General features: G+C 36.5%; 13 protein-coding genes and 2 pseudogenes. 9 read left to right on the forward strand and 6 right to left on the reverse strand.

All coding sequences use genetic code 11. The features are described 5' to 3' along the window. Positions 1 to 178: 178 nt before the first annotated feature. Positions 179 to 769, forward strand: coding sequence for a DNA-binding protein (locus MHH51_RS02000; protein WP_339284202.1), 591 nt, complete (start codon positions 179 to 181; stop codon positions 767 to 769). A 193-nt stretch (positions 770 to 962) separates the two neighbouring features. On the opposite strand, the gene MHH51_RS02005 is transcribed toward MHH51_RS02000, so the two are convergent. Beyond that, the gene (locus tag MHH51_RS02005) at positions 963 to 1898 is read right to left on the reverse strand and encodes an aminoglycoside phosphotransferase family protein (RefSeq protein ID WP_339284204.1); all 936 of its coding nucleotides are present in this window, start codon (positions 1896 to 1898) and stop codon (positions 963 to 965) included. Further along, the gene (locus MHH51_RS02010; RefSeq protein WP_339284206.1) at positions 1895 to 2782 is read right to left on the reverse strand and encodes a nucleoside hydrolase; all 888 of its coding nucleotides are present in this window, start codon (positions 2780 to 2782) and stop codon (positions 1895 to 1897) included. Before MHH51_RS02010 ends, MHH51_RS02005 begins: the two co-directional genes overlap by 4 nt. A 632-nt stretch (positions 2783 to 3414) precedes the next feature. Here MHH51_RS02010 and MHH51_RS02015 point away from each other — a divergent pair. The 3 genes and pseudogenes from MHH51_RS02015 (at position 3415) to MHH51_RS02025 (ending at position 5604) form a co-directional block, all read left to right on the forward strand. After that, a pseudogene (locus tag MHH51_RS02015) lies at positions 3415 to 4307 on the forward strand (hypothetical protein). A 15-nt stretch (positions 4308 to 4322) separates the two neighbouring features. Further along, entirely contained in the window at positions 4323 to 4973 is a 651-nt protein-coding gene (locus MHH51_RS02020; RefSeq protein ID WP_339284208.1) for a Vat family streptogramin A O-acetyltransferase, read from the forward strand. A 359-nt stretch (positions 4974 to 5332) separates the two neighbouring features. Then, positions 5333 to 5604, forward strand: a pseudogene (locus MHH51_RS02025) (CD3324 family protein). Positions 5605 to 6557: 953 nt separating this feature from the next. Here MHH51_RS02025 and MHH51_RS02030 read toward each other — a convergent pair. Next, positions 6558 to 7106, reverse strand: a complete 549-nt coding sequence (locus tag MHH51_RS02030; RefSeq protein WP_339284209.1) for an MFS transporter — start codon at positions 7104 to 7106, stop codon at positions 6558 to 6560. Positions 7107 to 7548: 442 nt separating this feature from the next. Between MHH51_RS02030 and MHH51_RS02035 the strand changes: the two genes are divergently transcribed. The 4 genes from MHH51_RS02035 to MHH51_RS02050 all read left to right on the forward strand — a co-directional run bounded on the left by MHH51_RS02035 (position 7549) and on the right by MHH51_RS02050 (position 11298). Beyond that, positions 7549 to 8460, forward strand: a complete 912-nt coding sequence (locus tag MHH51_RS02035) for a PhzF family isomerase (RefSeq protein WP_339284211.1) — start codon at positions 7549 to 7551, stop codon at positions 8458 to 8460. A gap of 107 nt (positions 8461 to 8567) precedes the next feature. Then, positions 8568 to 8936, forward strand: a complete 369-nt coding sequence (locus MHH51_RS02040) for a hypothetical protein (RefSeq protein ID WP_339284212.1) — start codon at positions 8568 to 8570, stop codon at positions 8934 to 8936. A 254-nt stretch (positions 8937 to 9190) separates the two neighbouring features. Further along, a complete protein-coding gene (locus MHH51_RS02045; protein WP_246145023.1) occupies positions 9191 to 10435 on the forward strand; it encodes an MFS transporter in 1245 nt (414 codons plus the stop codon). Between the two features lie 425 nt (positions 10436 to 10860). Beyond that, positions 10861 to 11298: a VOC family protein gene (locus tag MHH51_RS02050; RefSeq protein ID WP_339284214.1), complete on the forward strand. Its 438-nt coding sequence runs from the start codon at positions 10861 to 10863 to the stop codon at positions 11296 to 11298. A gap of 165 nt (positions 11299 to 11463) precedes the next feature. Here MHH51_RS02050 and MHH51_RS02055 read toward each other — a convergent pair whose 3' ends face one another. From MHH51_RS02055 to MHH51_RS02065, 3 genes are all read right to left on the reverse strand, one after another. Continuing rightward, a complete protein-coding gene (locus tag MHH51_RS02055) occupies positions 11464 to 11934 on the reverse strand; it encodes a DinB family protein (protein WP_339284215.1) in 471 nt (156 codons plus the stop codon). 96 nt (positions 11935 to 12030) lie between these two features. Further along, a complete protein-coding gene (locus MHH51_RS02060) occupies positions 12031 to 12705 on the reverse strand; it encodes a DUF899 domain-containing protein (RefSeq protein WP_339284217.1) in 675 nt (224 codons plus the stop codon). 363 nt (positions 12706 to 13068) lie between these two features. Then, a complete protein-coding gene (locus MHH51_RS02065; RefSeq protein WP_339284218.1) occupies positions 13069 to 14796 on the reverse strand; it encodes an ABC transporter ATP-binding protein in 1728 nt (575 codons plus the stop codon). 378 nt (positions 14797 to 15174) lie between these two features. Between MHH51_RS02065 and MHH51_RS02070 the strand changes: the two genes are divergently transcribed. Further along, positions 15175 to 15777: a class I SAM-dependent methyltransferase gene (locus MHH51_RS02070; RefSeq protein ID WP_156985928.1), complete on the forward strand. Its 603-nt coding sequence runs from the start codon at positions 15175 to 15177 to the stop codon at positions 15775 to 15777. Positions 15778 to 15893: the final 116 nt, after the last annotated feature.

Here is a 15893-nt window from a genome sequence, read left to right on the forward strand (position 1 = left end):
AAAACTGCATTGCAGCTAGATGGGATGATCAAGTAGCCATTAGAAGAAACATCTTTTAGTTCGGCATTCAAAAATGTGACAGATAAGTTTATCGTGCCCCTTTCAATAGTAACGGAAGACCAAAATAAATGTTAAACTGGAATAATATATTTATTTCCCGGAAGGAGTTTAGTTACCCATGAGTAGTCCACTTCCTAAAATCGGTAAGCCTGCAATGAATGCCCTTCATCATATAAATATTAAAACAATTGAAGATGCTGCTAGGCTTGATGAAACAACACTGCTTAAAATTCATGGTGTCGGACCAAAAGCAGTCAGCATATTAAGGGATACACTAACAGAAAAAGGATTAAAGTTTGCGGAGAGTAATCAGCTCTCATTCACTCCTGACTTTGCAGTTCTTGGTGATTTAAAATGTGACAATGCCCCCAAAAGAAGAATTATTCGTGATTTTATTATAGGGCGTGCCGCCGGCAAGGAAGAAATATTAAAAGATGTCTTAACGGAGGACGTTATATGGTGTGTGATTAATAGGGAGGAGATTCATGGATTTCTGAACTTTTCTCAAAAAGTATCTGAAACAGATTACCCTGTCAGCAGCGTGGAAATAGCTATGAATCTTACCCATGGTAAAGAAGGAGCTTCACATACAACCATGACGTTAAATGATGGCAGACAGATTTATATTGCAGATTTTTTTGGGTTTGCCAGCAATAAAAAAGACGCTAAGATTAAAATGATTACAACTTATTTTGCGGGCCAATATTAATTCGGTTTCATGATCGACAATGCTTTTTGGATTAATTTGTGTGGAAGTCAAGAAAACCGGTGTTTCGTATAAAAATCCGGTTTTCTTGACTATTAAAAAGTTATTTGTATCGTTTAATTGACAAAGAGCATCTAAAGTTTTTTAAGATAGACTCTTGCCCTAATTTGTAATAGTAATCTAAAAGAATAAACAGCTACCTTTTATCTGACCAAGCCTCTGCAACTGCTAACAAATCTTTACCGGATTTATTGTCAATTGCCAGCAATAATAATCCAGTGGAGACACACTGAAGGAAGCCCCATTCCCAAATGGCTTGTTTGTCCACACCTGTTAGCATACTCAAATGGGCACACCGTTCCATACCTTTTTCTACAGGATGGTGCTTGTATTCTTCAGTCCATTCTCTCATCAAAACACCTAAATCATAAGCTTTTTCGTAGATTATGCCATCTGGATCAATCAATTTAAACTGATTTTCTTTGGATGTATCTTGTAAAATATTCGTGTTATGGGCATCCCCGTGAACGAGTACATGATTTTTCGGATTCTCTTCCTTATGTCTTGAGTGGAGAAAACGATAGGCAAATGCAATCGTCCCCTCTGAGCATGGGTAATTTAACGATTTCCAGGTGCTTTCAATAAACCCGCTAAACCAAGAAAAAACCTCTTTGTTGCTTTGCAATGTGGAATGCTGGAAAGGAACAGTCCATGTTTTTTGTAAGGTTGAGCAAATAATGTTAATCTGCTCAAGAACTGGTTTGCCAGTCTCTTTTAAAGGTTTCCCGAGGCGTCCTAATAAAGAAGCCTTTTTATCGTAATCATAGGCAAATAATTTTACATATCCATTGCCGTTTGCCAGCTCTAAAGCTTTTATCGCATTAGAAAAATCAACTTGCCAGACACTATCAGGCATTTCCATTTTTATTACATACTCGTTTCCTTGCCCGTTTACTGCATTTGCTACAAAAGCAGTTGAACCGCCAAATAAGGTTTGTCCAACTTTAATTTTCCATTGGTTTTCAAGTTCTAAAATAACATCGTTCAGTTTCTCCAGCCATTTTTTCCCGGCTTCACCATTGGCAGTGGCTCTGCTGATTACAAGTGGTGGAATTTCTCTTTCATACTTCATATAACTTTATTTAATGTAGATAATAAGATGTGGTAGAAAGCTTCTTTATCTACCGTTCTTGCAATGTCTACATTTCCATTTTTATTTGTTGTAAAGAATGTGGAACCCATCGATGATTCCTCATTTGTTTCAACGGCGACAAAGCCTTTTTCAAATTGGCATATTTCCGGGTGGAAAATGGAAACGGGCACTAAAGGATCATGTAACGTTAATTGATTGGAGCTTTCTAACCAGGCATTCCCAAAGTCGAGAACTGCTTTGGTTAAACTTGAATTTGTGTGAAACAATTCATTTGCCCGTGCTGCTTCAATAGTAAGCCTCCCCGTAACCTCAAGTGGAATAGCTTTATGGGCTTTTACGTTGGAAGCAAACACGATTTTTGATGCCAGTGGATCTGCCCAGGAGTTCCAATTATACCAAGGCTCAGGCAATGGTTCTTTTGCAAAATATCCATTCATCAGATATAGACCTTTTAATAGACCGGGAGCGTCCGGATAGTCACGAAATAGAGCAGCAATATTCGTCATATTGCCAATACCGATTAGAGTAATGTCATGTGGATGGTCTTTAATCTGTTGATACATGAACGCTGGAGCATCCGCTTTTTTATAGGTATTATGCTTCCAATTAGATAATGCCGAAGCACCGTCCGGCGTTGGATATACCGGTACAGGTTGCAGTGTTGTATCCAGGCCTGCAACAATTGAGATTTCCCGGCCAGCTGCTTTGCAGATCGCATCAGCAACAGCGGCTCTTTTTTCTGGTTCACCGCATACGGTTGTAATCCCCATTAAACTGCATTGAGGTTCATTTAATAAGTATGCCAGGCACACTGCATCGTCAATATCGCCGCCAATATCTGTATCAAGTAATATTTTTTTCATAATAAATACCTCCTGTAATAATAGAAATTCTTAATACAAGAGTTCTTTGCAAATCCCCATGCTGCACCTCCTTTTTCATGATTGTATCATACGTAACAAATGATGTTTAGAGCCAGTGAGGTTAATTTTAGGCATTCTTTGGGATACAAAATTCATAAACGTTCAGTTGGTGGAGGTATTTTTATATGAAAACTTATATTATTTGCTAACAGATGTAATAATAGCTTGATTTTTATAAACCACTATGTTTAAACTTAAAGCAGATAAACGTTGAAAGGGTGAAAAGAGTACATGATTTATTAATCCTATTTATAAGAAAAACATTCGTTATAGGTCACGAAACGTTTTCTGGATAGGATAAGTCTGTGCTTTTTTACTCCAATAATACGAAACAGAAAAATATTGGTACATCATCCTCCTATTCAGAAACCTGACATTTATAACATTGCATTTTCCGAATAGGATTCATCATGTACTTCATAATAATCAAAAGGTATTTTCTTTTTGTTATTTATGATTACCTCCTGTTCAGAATATGAATTGGGGGTTTTTAATATGTCTATCTCTATAATAGCTGGATAATACGTTTAAGAAGCTCGTTAAAAAATCTAATGGTTAAATGGAGGAATAGGATGAAAATGAATATAACAGAATTTACAATCGCTAAAGCTGATTCCGGTCCTTATGGTATTGCTGCAGCAAAAGACGGAAATATTTGGTTTACCCAATATAAAGCAAACCAAATAAGCTGCATCAATAAGAATGGGGAAATAAAAGAGTATGAAGTACCCACTCCAAACGCAAAGCTGATGTGCTTAACTGTCTCATCCAGCGGTGATATCTGGTTTACAGAAAATGCTGCCAATAAAATAGGGAAACTGACAACAGCAGGTAATTTTACAGAATACTTATTGCCGTATCCTGATTCAGAACCGTATGGAATAGCAGAGGGACTAAATGGTGATATATGGTTTACGCAAATGAAGGGAGCCCGTATAGGAAAGCTGAACGCTGATGGTATGATTCATGAATATGATTTGCCCAATAAGGAATCCTATCCTGCTTTCATTACTTTGGGTTCAGACAACGCACTTTGGTTCACTGAAAATTAAAATAATGTCATTGGAAGGATTACAGATGCAGGGGAGCTAACAGAGTATCCTATACCAACAGCATCATCAGGCCCGGTCGGTATTACTACTGGTTCAGATGATGCTGTCTGGTTTGTCGAAATCATTGGAAATAAAATAGGGCGAATCACGACAGATGGGAAAATTACAGAATTTGATATACCAGCTTCAAATGCACGTCCGCATACGATTGCTCCAGGAACAAATAATGATATATGGTTTACGGAGTGGGGACAAATAAAATTGGTCAGATTTCGCTTACAAATGGAAAGATAAATGAATATGACATTCCAACATCAACCTCAGAACCTCATGGCATCACATGCAATGAAGATGGAGAGATATGGTTTGCGTTAGAGTGTAATAAAATAGGCTGTATTAGAAAAAATTCATAAAAAGGGCGTGAATATATGACAGAAATAATAAAAGGGCCGGATCCAAATCAAATATATCCGATAGCTGGAAATAAAAATGTTCAGTTTATCAAACCATTGCTGACAAAAAAGAATATCGAAGCTGGTGAATACACGTATTATGACAGTAAGAATGGAGAGTCTTTTGAAGATCAAGTTTTATATCTTTATGAATTAATAGGGGATAGATTGATTATCGGAAAGTTTTCTTCGATAGGGCCTGGAGTTACTTTTATCATGAATGGAGCGAATCATCGCATGGATGGTTCTACTTACCCTTTTAATATATTCGGAAATGGCTGGGAAAAGCATACACCCTCGCTGGATATGCTGCCTCTAAAGGGAGATACAATTATTGGTAATGATGTCTGGATCGGTATGGATGCTATGATTATGCCTGGTGTAACCATAGGGGATGGAGCGATTATTGGAGCCGGCTCAATCGTAGCAAAAGATGTTGAACCATATACCATTGTGGGAGGAAATCCTGCTAATCAAATCAAAAAAAGATTTTCTGAATCTAAAATAAAAGAGTTGTTACAGATAAGGTGGTGGGATTTAGATATTCAGGTTATTAACAATCATATGGATGCTATTCTTGGTTTAGATATGGAAGTGCTTAGGAAGGTTTCTAAGGGCGGTTATTAAATAAATTTATGTTCATTTTATAATTCCGAAAGATGTATATGATTTACAGGAGAGATCAACCCTGTAACGGCTTTGGAAACAATTCTGTTTTCAATACCATGTTAAAAGTATCTAAAGCGGTTTTTTAAAGTTAAACAATTATATATGGTAAGTGAAAAAAGGAGATGATTCCAGTGAGTTCGAGAGTTCCAATGATTGGTATGGTACTTGTTAAACTCCACGCAAAGTCTATATTATGAACAATAGTGGTACTTTGTGTGGAGTAAAATAATAACCGCCTAACTGGCCTGATAGGAACAGTTTATAGTATAAACTTTGCTGCTTTAAAATTAATTACATTTTTAAGAGGCGGAGTTAGAATGAGATATATAAAAGCTGATTATGTTTTCCCAGAAGAGTTACTTAAAGAAATACAGAGATATGTACACGGCGAGTTAATTTATATTCCGAAAATGCGGGAGGAAAGAAAAAATGGGGAGAAAAAACAGGGGCCAGAGAATATCTGGATCAAAGAAACGCTGAAATTAGCAGGAAATTCAGTGCTGGAATATCTATTGATAAACTCTCAGAAACTTTTTGTCTTTCCTATGATAGTATTAAAAAAATTGTTTACTCAAAAAATACAAAATAACAAAGGGCTTGAGGAGAAAATCATCCTCAGGTCTTTTTTGTGCATACTTGATTATAAATTATTTTATATATAGATGAAGTATAAAAGCTGTTATACAGCTCACCCCTCGCCCTTATTAGTATGGGAGCCAGTTATTTTATCATTGCATTTGAATGATCTTTCCTCCATTTTATGTGCCCAGACTAAGTACAGATAAGCTATAGACGAGGATAACATTGTCAACAGCAGGAAATACAAGATAGCTATTTTAGATTCGAAAAAATGTAACATGATAGAAACAATCATAATCCCGATAATACTGCCCATTTGACGAAGTAGATTAACCAAAGAAGAAATTTCATTGTGGTACATTTTGCTCGTCGTCAAAAATGCTGTATTCATTAGTACCGGTGCTATTGCCCCGGAGAAACCTAAAAGAATGAAACTAATTAAAATGAAACTGGGCACACCCGAAATTCCAAAATAAATGCACAATATGGAACTGCCGCAAATAATTGCAAATAAACACAGCTGTTGTGTAAATGTTTGCCCAATCCTGTTAACTAATATTAGTGATAAAAATGAGGATATCAACATGGCTGATACGGTTAAGGGCAGAAATTTAATACCTGTCTCCAGTGAAGATAGATATAGGTTATCTTGGAAATAAATAGACAGAAAATACATTATCCCATATATCGAAAAATTGTATGTGAATCCATTTAATAAACTGGAAATGTTTAGCCTTGAAAACATTTGTCGTTGTATAACATGCGTAAGGTTTTGTTGAAACTTCCTGCTATAAATACTTCCCAAAATCAGCAGCAAAAGAATTCCTGCTATCAATAAAAACGGGGTCTCATACATTCTTTTGTATTCATGAGTAATATATACAAATGTCAACATCAACAGAACAATCATTATCTGTTCCTTCATAAATAGCGATGTTTGTTCCTTTTTTACGTCTTTGATAGCTATGATGCGGTTAAAATAACGATCAAAGAAAAAGGAATATTGATTAAAAAGACACTCTGCCATCCCCACAGCTCATTTAAAAATCCGCCGACCATTGGTGAAAATGCGAATGCCATACCTGAAGTACCTGACCATACGCCAAAAGCAATAGCTCGTTTTTTAGGCTCTGTTACGGTAGATGATAAAAGCTTTGTTGCGATAGGTGCGAACAAAGCAGCACCAATTCCTTGAATAATACGAGCAATGACTAGCTCTACATAGACATCTGATAAACCACATAATATGGAGCCAATCATAAAAATAGTAATTCCAAAAATAAATGCATTTTTTGCACCTATTCGCTTACTGATTCTGGCGAATAATAATATCAACGAAGCGAATGCCAGAACATAGCTATTGACGATCCATGATGTTTGGGAGATTGTTAAATCCATTTCTCTTCGTAATTCAGGAATAAGAATGTTTACAATGTTTGTATCCAAGATAATTAAAAAAGTGCCAATACAAATACTTACTAAACTAATCAGCTCTTGCTGTGAATATTTCATAGAAATCAACTCATTTCAAATATATTTGAAATGTCAAGAGAAAAAGATTATAATAAAGCTATGAATAATATTAAAGTAACAGACGTCTTTAAAGTACTTCAGGATCCAATACGTGTTCGGATAATTGAGATGTTGCGATTTGATCAGGAAAGGAGAGTTTTTTTACCGGATACACTCGAATCAAAAGATGGGTTTTGTCCAGAGGATATATTGAATATTTTACAAGCAGAGGAGGTCCAAATTTCAAATACTAAATTGTCTTATCATCTCAAAGAACTGAGAAAAAATGAAATAATTTTTTTAGCCAAGGAGGGAAAAAGGAATTTTTATCTTTTTAACCAAAATGGGTTAAGACCAATTCTAAATTGGATGAATCTTATCCATAAATAAATGTAAAATCAAAGTAATTAAATAATGATTTATCGCCTTATAGGAGGTTATTGTGAAAAGATATCAAATTTATCAAGTAGATGTTTTTACGCAAGAAAAGTTTCAGGGAAACCCTGCTGGAGTAGTTCTGGACGCAGAAGGTTTAGATGTTAATCAAATGCAAAATATCGCCCGGGAAATTAATTGTTCGGAGACGGCTTTTATTTTTCCTCCAGAATCATCTAATCATGATTTTAGGGTACGGTATTTTACGCCAACTACCGAAGTTCCTGTTTGTGGACATGCCACCATAGCTGCTCTCTATGTATGTGCGCATCACAATAATATGACTGATTTTTCAAGAATCAAAATTAAAACGGAAGCCGGAATATTACCTATAGAGATTACAGAAAAAAATAATGATTATCAAATCGTTATAACGCAAGAGAAAATTGAATTTGGACCGATCATTAAAGGAATTGATAAAGAACGACTGCTTTCTGCCTTTGATCTTACACCGGATGCACTTCATAATCAGTGTCCGATTCAAATCGTTTCGACTGGACACTCGAAAGTACTGATTGGTATTAAATCAAGAGATAAGCTTAATCAATTATCTCCTAATATGAATTTGCTTGTTAAGCTTAGTAAACATATTCAGTGTAATGGATACTTTGTTTTTACACTTGATTCAAAAGATACCAATATATTAACTTACGGAAGAATGTTTGCACCGGCTATCGGAATAAATGAAGATCCTGTTACCGGAAATGCCCATGGTCCTGCAGGTGCTTATCTAGTTCAACATCAGTTGATGCCATTAAAAGGGAGAATGTTTCATTTCTCAGGAGTACAAGGTGAAGCAATAAAACGTACAGGGATAGTGGATGTTACCGTTCATTGTAATAATCAAAAACCGGTACAAGTTCAAATTGGAGGTTATGCAGTTATCGTTTTTCAAGCAGAAATCACGATTGGAAATTAGTTCTGCAGCCAATTCATATAATATATTATTGTGTAGAGGAGCAATCCAAAAGAAGTGGAGAGAACCAGCAAATGGTATAGTAAAGAAAAATAACGGAGGTATCCTGTATGAAAATGACAAAAGGAGAATTTGGTGGTGGAAATAACATAGCTTTAAAAATTCCTAAATTTAAATACAACGAGACAGTGCATTTTTATAAGGAGGTAATAAAACTGCCGTACTTGGGTTTCATGTCGGATTCACATGCCTTTCAGTTAGGCGAAGCTACATTGTGGCTGGATTGTATGGATAATTATTCTCAACAGGATGTATGGCTAGAGCTTCAGACAGACGATGTTAAGCACGCAGCAGAGTACTTACAGGAGAATCATGTTGATAGAAGAGATGAAGTGGAATTATACGAGAACTCAGATGGTTATTGGATTTCGGATCCTTGTGGAACAATCCTTAGAGTCAATTTACGAAAACAGAATTAAAATAATCCAGGTATGTAAGTTTATGCGGCCGCAATTGAGCTGATTGAATCGGGTGTTATAAGCTTAATTTTTTGATTTTTATAATAAAATTGCACTGTTTTGCCTCTTTGGTTATGATTTTACCTAAAGGGGGATGAAAAAATATCTAAAATTGATATGTTGGTTAAAGAAGGAAGAGCATCTGGAAGTAAGGTAGACGGTTATTTATGGCCGAGAATTCAAAATGTTTCCCAGCTTGAAAGGAGAAGCCTCTTATGATGAAACTCAGAGAACATAAAAGCTTTGTTCGTTTTTGGGTAGCTTCGGCCAGTTCGACCTTTGGTATGTTTATTTTGACTCTGGCTCTTCAGGTATTGGTAGTGGTTAATATGGGAGGAAGCGCTGTAGATGTTGGCTGGGTATCAGCATCCAGGTGGATTCCTTATATACTACTTGGATTACTGGCAGGGGTTTTGATTGACCGTTTCCATCGAAAGACTGTGCTGGTAGTCACTAATATTGGGCGTGGCATGCTGCTGGTTATGATTTGCCTGCTGGCAGTCACGGAGGTAATCAATATTGGCTGGTTAATGATCATGCTGATTCTATTTGGTGTCATGTCGCTATTTAATGATGCTGCGTACCAGTCCTTTGTGCCACAATTAGTTCCTCGTCCCTTGCTAATACGGGCTAATGCACGGCTGGAGCAAGTTTCAGCTGTTGCCGAAACGAGCGGGCCAGCAATTGCCGGTGGACTCGTCTCTTGGATTGGTGCTCCGTTTACTATTCTAGTAAACGCTGTTTCGTATTTATTTTCAGGAGTTCTAATGGCAACAATAAAGCATAAGCCTTTAGAAAAGTCTGCAACGGATGGCCGAATTGGCAAACAAATTAAAGAAGGTCTGCAATGGATGTACCGGCACCAATACCTTCGAACGCTTGCTTTAAATACGCATGCTTGGTTCTTATTTCATAGCATGATGATTACCATATTCGTGACATTTATTTTAATCGAACTGGGTTTTAAGGAATCCCTTCTTGGATTTTTACTTGCAGCAGGAGGAGTTGGTGCTGTAATTGGTACCTCCTTATCCAATCGAGCTGGCATGCGCTTCGGTGTTGGAAAGTCTATGGCTTTTTCCCGGATTCTTTATGGGCCGGCAGTGATTCTGATGGTACTTTCCCCGGCAGCGAATGACTCTGATACGCAGATTATTGCACTTATATTTGTGATCTTAGGTCAGCTTTTTTATGGTTTTGCTATGGGAATTGAAGGACCGCTTGAAATGGGATATCGCCAATCTGTTACTCCTTTGCACTTACAAGGCCGTATGAATGCCACTTTAAGATCGATCAATCGTAGTATGGTGGTAATTGGTGCACCATTAGGTGGTGCAATTGCTGACGGGATAGGTTTTCGACAGGCTTTGTGGATTTCGATTGTTGGACTTATATTATGTGGGCTATGGTTCGCGCTATCATCAATGCGGAAAGCTCAGTTTAAAGAAGATGATGAGTAATATTTTCGATTTATGATATGATATTTGTAAAGTATTCGTGGAAAGGAATGATTATAATGCCCATTCCAAATAAAAAAAATATTCGTATGCTGATTATCTGACCTGGGATGAAGGGGGAAGACTTGAATTAATTGATGGCGATATTTCAATATGTCACCTGCCCCTTCACGCAGGCGTCAGCAGGTTCTCAGAGAGCTATCTACTGCTTTTTCTGTTTTCTTAAGAGAAAAGGAATGTGAAGTATTTTTTGCTCCTTTTGATGTGCGGTTATTAGTGGATAATAAGCAAGACAATGATATAAATAATGTTGTTCAACCTGATTTATCTATTGTATGTGATCAAGAAAAACTGGATGACAAGAGGTGTAACGGATCACTAGATATTTTTATGTGATAAGCTTTAGGGGAAAAATAGGAGGAAAATATATGAAGGTTCAACGAATAGATCATATAGGTATCATTGTAAATGATCTTCCTGCTGCTAAAGCCTTTTTTCTTGAGCTTGGACTTAGAGAGCTTGGGGAGGCGGAAGTGGAAGGAGAATGGGTGGAACAGATTATTGGGCTTCCTGATGTGAAAGAAACGGTAGCTATGTTAGAAGCACCCGGTGGGGAAGCAAAGATAGAACTGGTTAAATTCCATTCACCATTAGACGAATATGATGTTCAGCATCCACTGCCAAATACACTGGGACTCAGGCATATTGCTTTTGCTGTTGAGAATATAGAAGCTATTGTTGCCAAATTGGAAAAGGCAGGCGCAGAAATCTTTGGTGAGATACAAAACTATGAAAATGTTTATAAATTATGCTACATTCGCGGGCCGGAGGGAATTATATTAGAATTGGTGGAGGAAATTGGATAAAATAATGAAAGATAATAGAACAACAGGTGACCAGCTGAGCAGGATATATTTCTGAAAATAAGGAAAAGCCTTTTTCACGAATATATCCTGCTTCTTTTTAGGAGTAAAGTGAATGAATTTTCATAGTTGCAAAATCCACAAATATGGATTTCTACCTTCATCAGGTTAGCTTTTAAATGCCTGAAATTCTATCACACGTTTCATTTCTTCTATTTTTCCGATATGAATGGCCTCATGAACATTTACAAAACCAGCTAACTCTCCAAAGGTTTCCAGTCCAAAGAAAGGTTTTTCAATTCTTTCCTGTAATTGTCTGGGAGGAATTTGTTTGAGACGCTGTAATTGATCCTTCAGCTGAGCAATCAGTGTATTTACATCCGGTATATCTCCATTCCAATCAGCGGGCTTTGTACCTGTTTCAAATAATGCAACATAGTTGTCAGGAAGGTTGTTCATTTTTTCGGGAAAGTCAAATATTAATTGTTCACAGGCCGTTAAAACATGACCTATATGCCAATGGATATTATTATTAAAAACATCTGGCTGTATATTTGCTATTTCTTGAGGAATGGATTCTGCAACCTTAATAAACCAGCCTCTGGTCATTTCAAATTTCTTAAAAACTAATTCAGTCATATGATTATCTCCTCTTTAAAAAATATCGACCTTATCGCAATCTTCCCGAAGATATCAGGTAATAAAAATCATATAATCCATTTTGGAGTATGCCTATTAATTATCATATTTATGATGAAGGCGCCACCACTGATATGGCTTTGTTTTTGGCCATCCATCCGGTGAGTTTTCCCAGGTTTCCTGGCGTCCAAAAGGTGTCAGGTCCAGGAATGTCCAGTTACTGCCGAGCGTCTCGATACCGCGCCAGGATGTAAAGTAGGTTTGGTAAATACTGCTGCCGGCACGAAGGAAAACACTCAGACCGAAGCCTGATCCAGCACCGCTATCTGTGTTAAAATCCTTATGACCAAACGTGGAGTACCATGGAATTGTCCACTCCATTTGCTTCTTTACCTGGCCAATTTCAGCATATGGTGCGCGAGATATAAGCGCGAAGGAAGTGTCACGGGCATGCAGGTGGGCAAGGTGGCCAATATTGTCTACAAACATCGAGCATCCAGAACAGGGTGCTTCATCTCCTGGTTCCAACATAAAGTGATAGGTGAGAAGCTGACGACGTCCTGCAAATAGATCTAATAAACGGATTGTACCGTTCGGACCTTCAAGCATGTATTCTTTCTCCAAAGGGACCATTGGCAGCCTGCGGCGTTCTGCAGCTAACGCATCTCGAGCACGAGTGGCTTCCTTTTCTTTTTTTAGCAATTCCTTGCGTGCAGTATGCCATTCATCACGGGAGACAATCTCGGGCAATGCTGTGTTCTTTTCTGGCATGACGAATCTCTCCTTTCATAAGTAAATGATATGTTGCTTTGTATAGATATGGACTGTTTTGATGCTTCTTCTTTATCTTAGCATTCTTCGTTTTTATATAATTCTTCTCAATTGCTATGTTCCTGCTTGTTTTGGATCAAATCATTGTTATTCAGTGCGGTGACTGCTAAGACGATGTCTCATTTAATTTTTTCCACATACATAATGAATGGAAGATGGAATGCGTTTGCCAAAAAAATTCTAAAACAAAAAAATCGCTATTAATTTCCTGTTAATAGCGATTTTTTTATTTCAAAATAAGTTATATTCATAAAACTTACTAAAAAACACATGTAGCATTTTTTCTGACCATTTAAAAAAATATTAATCTGTACTGGATGTTTCCAAATACATCCTCCTGTAATATCCGCGGTTTTTCATCAATTGTTCATGCGTGCCAATTTCCTCAATCCCTTTATTAGAAAAAACGTATATCCTATCCGCATTTCTAATCGTTGAAAGGCGATGAGCAATGACAATCGTCGTGCGGTTCTCAGACAATCGTTCTAATGAATTTTGTACGATTCTCTCACTCCTATTATCCAATGAACTCGTAGCCTCATCAAAGATGACTATTTTTGGGTTCTTTAAAAAGACTCTAGCAATACTAAGTCTTTGCTTTTGCCCACCGGATAATTTAGCTCCTTTTTCACCAATTAATGTTTGATAGCCATGGGGCAGCTGCATTATAAAATCATGTGCATTGGCTTGTTTTGCTGCCTCTATAACACTTTTCTCATCTGCATTTGGTTTCCCGTATTTTATATTATCTATTATTGTACCGGAATACATATAAACATCTTGCTGAACGATACCAACCTGCTTCCTTAATGCAGTTAATTCCAAATCTTTAATATCCATACCATCTATTTGTATCTGCCCATATTGTATATCATAAAATCTTGGTATTAACGAGGCTATCGTCGATTTCCCTATTCCGGACGGTCCAACGAAAGCAATGTACTCACCCGCATTGATTTTGAGATTTAAATGATTAATTATATTTTTCTCGTTATAACGGAAGGTAACATTTTTAAATTCTATATTACCACGTATATTGTCTAATTGTTGTGGTTTCGCTGAGTTTTTAATAGCTGGATCGATTTGTAAAATCTCATAAAATCGATTAAAACCGGATATTCCTTCTCTATATTGAACAGTCAGCTTAACAAACACTTGAATTGGTGTTGTGATATAAGCTATATATAAAATAAACGTTAATAAGTCAGTAATTGTAATGTCGTCCTGTAAAATTAATAAGGAACCGGTTACGATTATGATGATCGGAAGTGCTTGTGTGAGCGAATTTATTGATTCACTATAAAATGCTTCATTTTTGTGAACCAGCTTTTTAATTTCAATAAGCTGTTTATTATAAACTTTATACTGTTCCAATTCACTTTTTTCATTTGTAAATGCCTTTGTAACCTTGCTTCCGTTTAATGAATTCTCCAGAAAACCGCTAATTTCTCCCGTCATTTCTTTGTCAGACTTATAAACATGGAAAAGCTTTCTTTGGAAATACCATGTGATGCCCAAAAAAATGGGGACGAAGAGAAGCAGTACGAGTGTCAGCTTCATACTTATAAAGGAAAGTATGATAATAGCCCCGAAAAATCTTAATATATACATTAACAAATCTTCCGGACCATGATGATATAATTCGGATAAATTATATAAGTCATGCGTTAATCTGGATAATAAATTACCTGTACTGTTAGTATCAAAAAACGAATGTGGCTGCCGGTGTATATGGTGAAACAGTTCTTCACTCATATCCTTTTCCATTCTGTTCCCCATAACATGCCCATAATAATCAACAAAAATATGAGCAAGAAATTGGATCAGGATTAGCGCAATCATGGATGCCCCTAACAAATAGATAAAAGATACATTTTCCTGAGAAAAGTTATTTATCAGGTTATCCGTCATATATTTTATGATTAGCGGAATCGAGAGCGTAATAATTGTGACTAATAATGACGCAAACAAAGTACCAGCAAAAATCTTCTTATATGGCCTGTAATAAGATATAAATTTTTTAATTTTCATTAATGTCTCCTTAATATGTTTGGTAATGATTTACCAATAAATTAAGGATGTTTATTTTATTGGTAAATCAACATCGTAAACACTCCAAAAAAGTTCCGTATATGCGATCAATCACTGTGTTTGTTTTATTTAGCCTCATTTTATTTCCTCCCAACTCTCATTAATTGCATTTATTATAACAGGGTAAAAATAATAGTCAATTCCGTAAATTCTTATAATTATTATGGCTAGGTACTGTGAAAAGGATTGCTCTGAAAGGTGAAATACAATAAATTTAACTTAATAGATAAAAAGATACTGTAAAAAAGATTGAACCCTTCAAGAATTACGATTGAGATTACATAAAAAGACTTGAATAAAAAAGAATTGAGGGATGATATGGATCGCAAAGCACTCATTAAAAAGTTTGATAAGCAGGCCGGAAAATATGATAAAAGACGAAAGAATGACCAATGGTCCAGGTTTCGCCAACGAATTTTTCAGGAAGCAGAGGGAAAAGTGCTGGAGGTTGCTATTGGATCAGGTCTTAATTTCCCTTTTTATCGCAGTGATATTGAATTGACAGGGGTGGACTTTAGTTATGAAATGTTGATAATGGCAGAGCGTGCGGCAACAGATTACCCTTTTCCATCTACATTTATACAAAAAGATGTTGAAACGATGGCGTTTAACGATAATAGCTTTGATACAATTATATCCTCCACCAGCTTTTGTGCTTACCAGAAGCCTGTCGATGTCCTGAATCGGTTTCAAAAGTGGTGTAAACCAGAAGGTAAAATACTGATGCTGGAGCATGGTATTAGTACAAATAAAATCCTGGCAGGGATACAAAAACTGATAGATCCTTTGGCGGTAAAGGTTGAAGGATGTCATCAGAACAGAAATATTTCTGATATTGTAGATAGCTCTGACGTAAAGCTTATCAAGGAAGAGCGTTACTTGGCAGGTGCTTTATATCTGATATGGGCAAAACCAAGTTGATAAATAAAAACACATTTTTTTAGCATCATGACTGGAAACCTTGTTGTGCAGCGCGCATAGTTTTGACTGCAAATGTGATTCGGTTTAGAAAAGCAAGAAGAGATACGAGGAGTGTT

The sequence above is a fragment of the Oceanobacillus sp. FSL K6-3682 genome (genome assembly GCF_037976165.1).
Classification (GTDB): domain Bacteria; phylum Bacillota; class Bacilli; order Bacillales; family Amphibacillaceae; genus Oceanobacillus; species Oceanobacillus sojae.

Excerpts from the sequence above, each read along its gene's own strand:
- MHH51_RS02000 (WP_339284202.1), top strand. The coding sequence starts at position 179 with ATGAGTAGTCCACTTCCTAAAATCGGTAAGCCTGCAATGAATGCCCTT.
- MHH51_RS02005 (WP_339284204.1), bottom strand. The coding sequence starts at position 1,898 with ATGAAGTATGAAAGAGAAATTCCACCACTTGTAATCAGCAGAGCCACT.
- MHH51_RS02010 (WP_339284206.1), bottom strand. The coding sequence starts at position 2,782 with ATGAAAAAAATATTACTTGATACAGATATTGGCGGCGATATTGACGAT.
- MHH51_RS02020 (WP_339284208.1), top strand. The coding sequence starts at position 4,323 with ATGACAGAAATAATAAAAGGGCCGGATCCAAATCAAATATATCCGATA.
- MHH51_RS02030 (WP_339284209.1), bottom strand. The coding sequence starts at position 7,106 with ATGAAATATTCACAGCAAGAGCTGATTAGTTTAGTAAGTATTTGTATT.
- MHH51_RS02040 (WP_339284212.1), top strand. The coding sequence starts at position 8,568 with ATGAAAATGACAAAAGGAGAATTTGGTGGTGGAAATAACATAGCTTTA.
- MHH51_RS02045 (WP_246145023.1), top strand. The coding sequence starts at position 9,191 with ATGATGAAACTCAGAGAACATAAAAGCTTTGTTCGTTTTTGGGTAGCT.
- MHH51_RS02050 (WP_339284214.1), top strand. The coding sequence starts at position 10,861 with ATGAAGGTTCAACGAATAGATCATATAGGTATCATTGTAAATGATCTT.
- MHH51_RS02055 (WP_339284215.1), bottom strand. The coding sequence starts at position 11,934 with ATGACTGAATTAGTTTTTAAGAAATTTGAAATGACCAGAGGCTGGTTT.
- MHH51_RS02060 (WP_339284217.1), bottom strand. The coding sequence starts at position 12,705 with ATGCCAGAAAAGAACACAGCATTGCCCGAGATTGTCTCCCGTGATGAA.
- MHH51_RS02065 (WP_339284218.1), bottom strand. The coding sequence starts at position 14,796 with ATGAAAATTAAAAAATTTATATCTTATTACAGGCCATATAAGAAGATT.
- MHH51_RS02070 (WP_156985928.1), top strand. The coding sequence starts at position 15,175 with ATGGATCGCAAAGCACTCATTAAAAAGTTTGATAAGCAGGCCGGAAAA.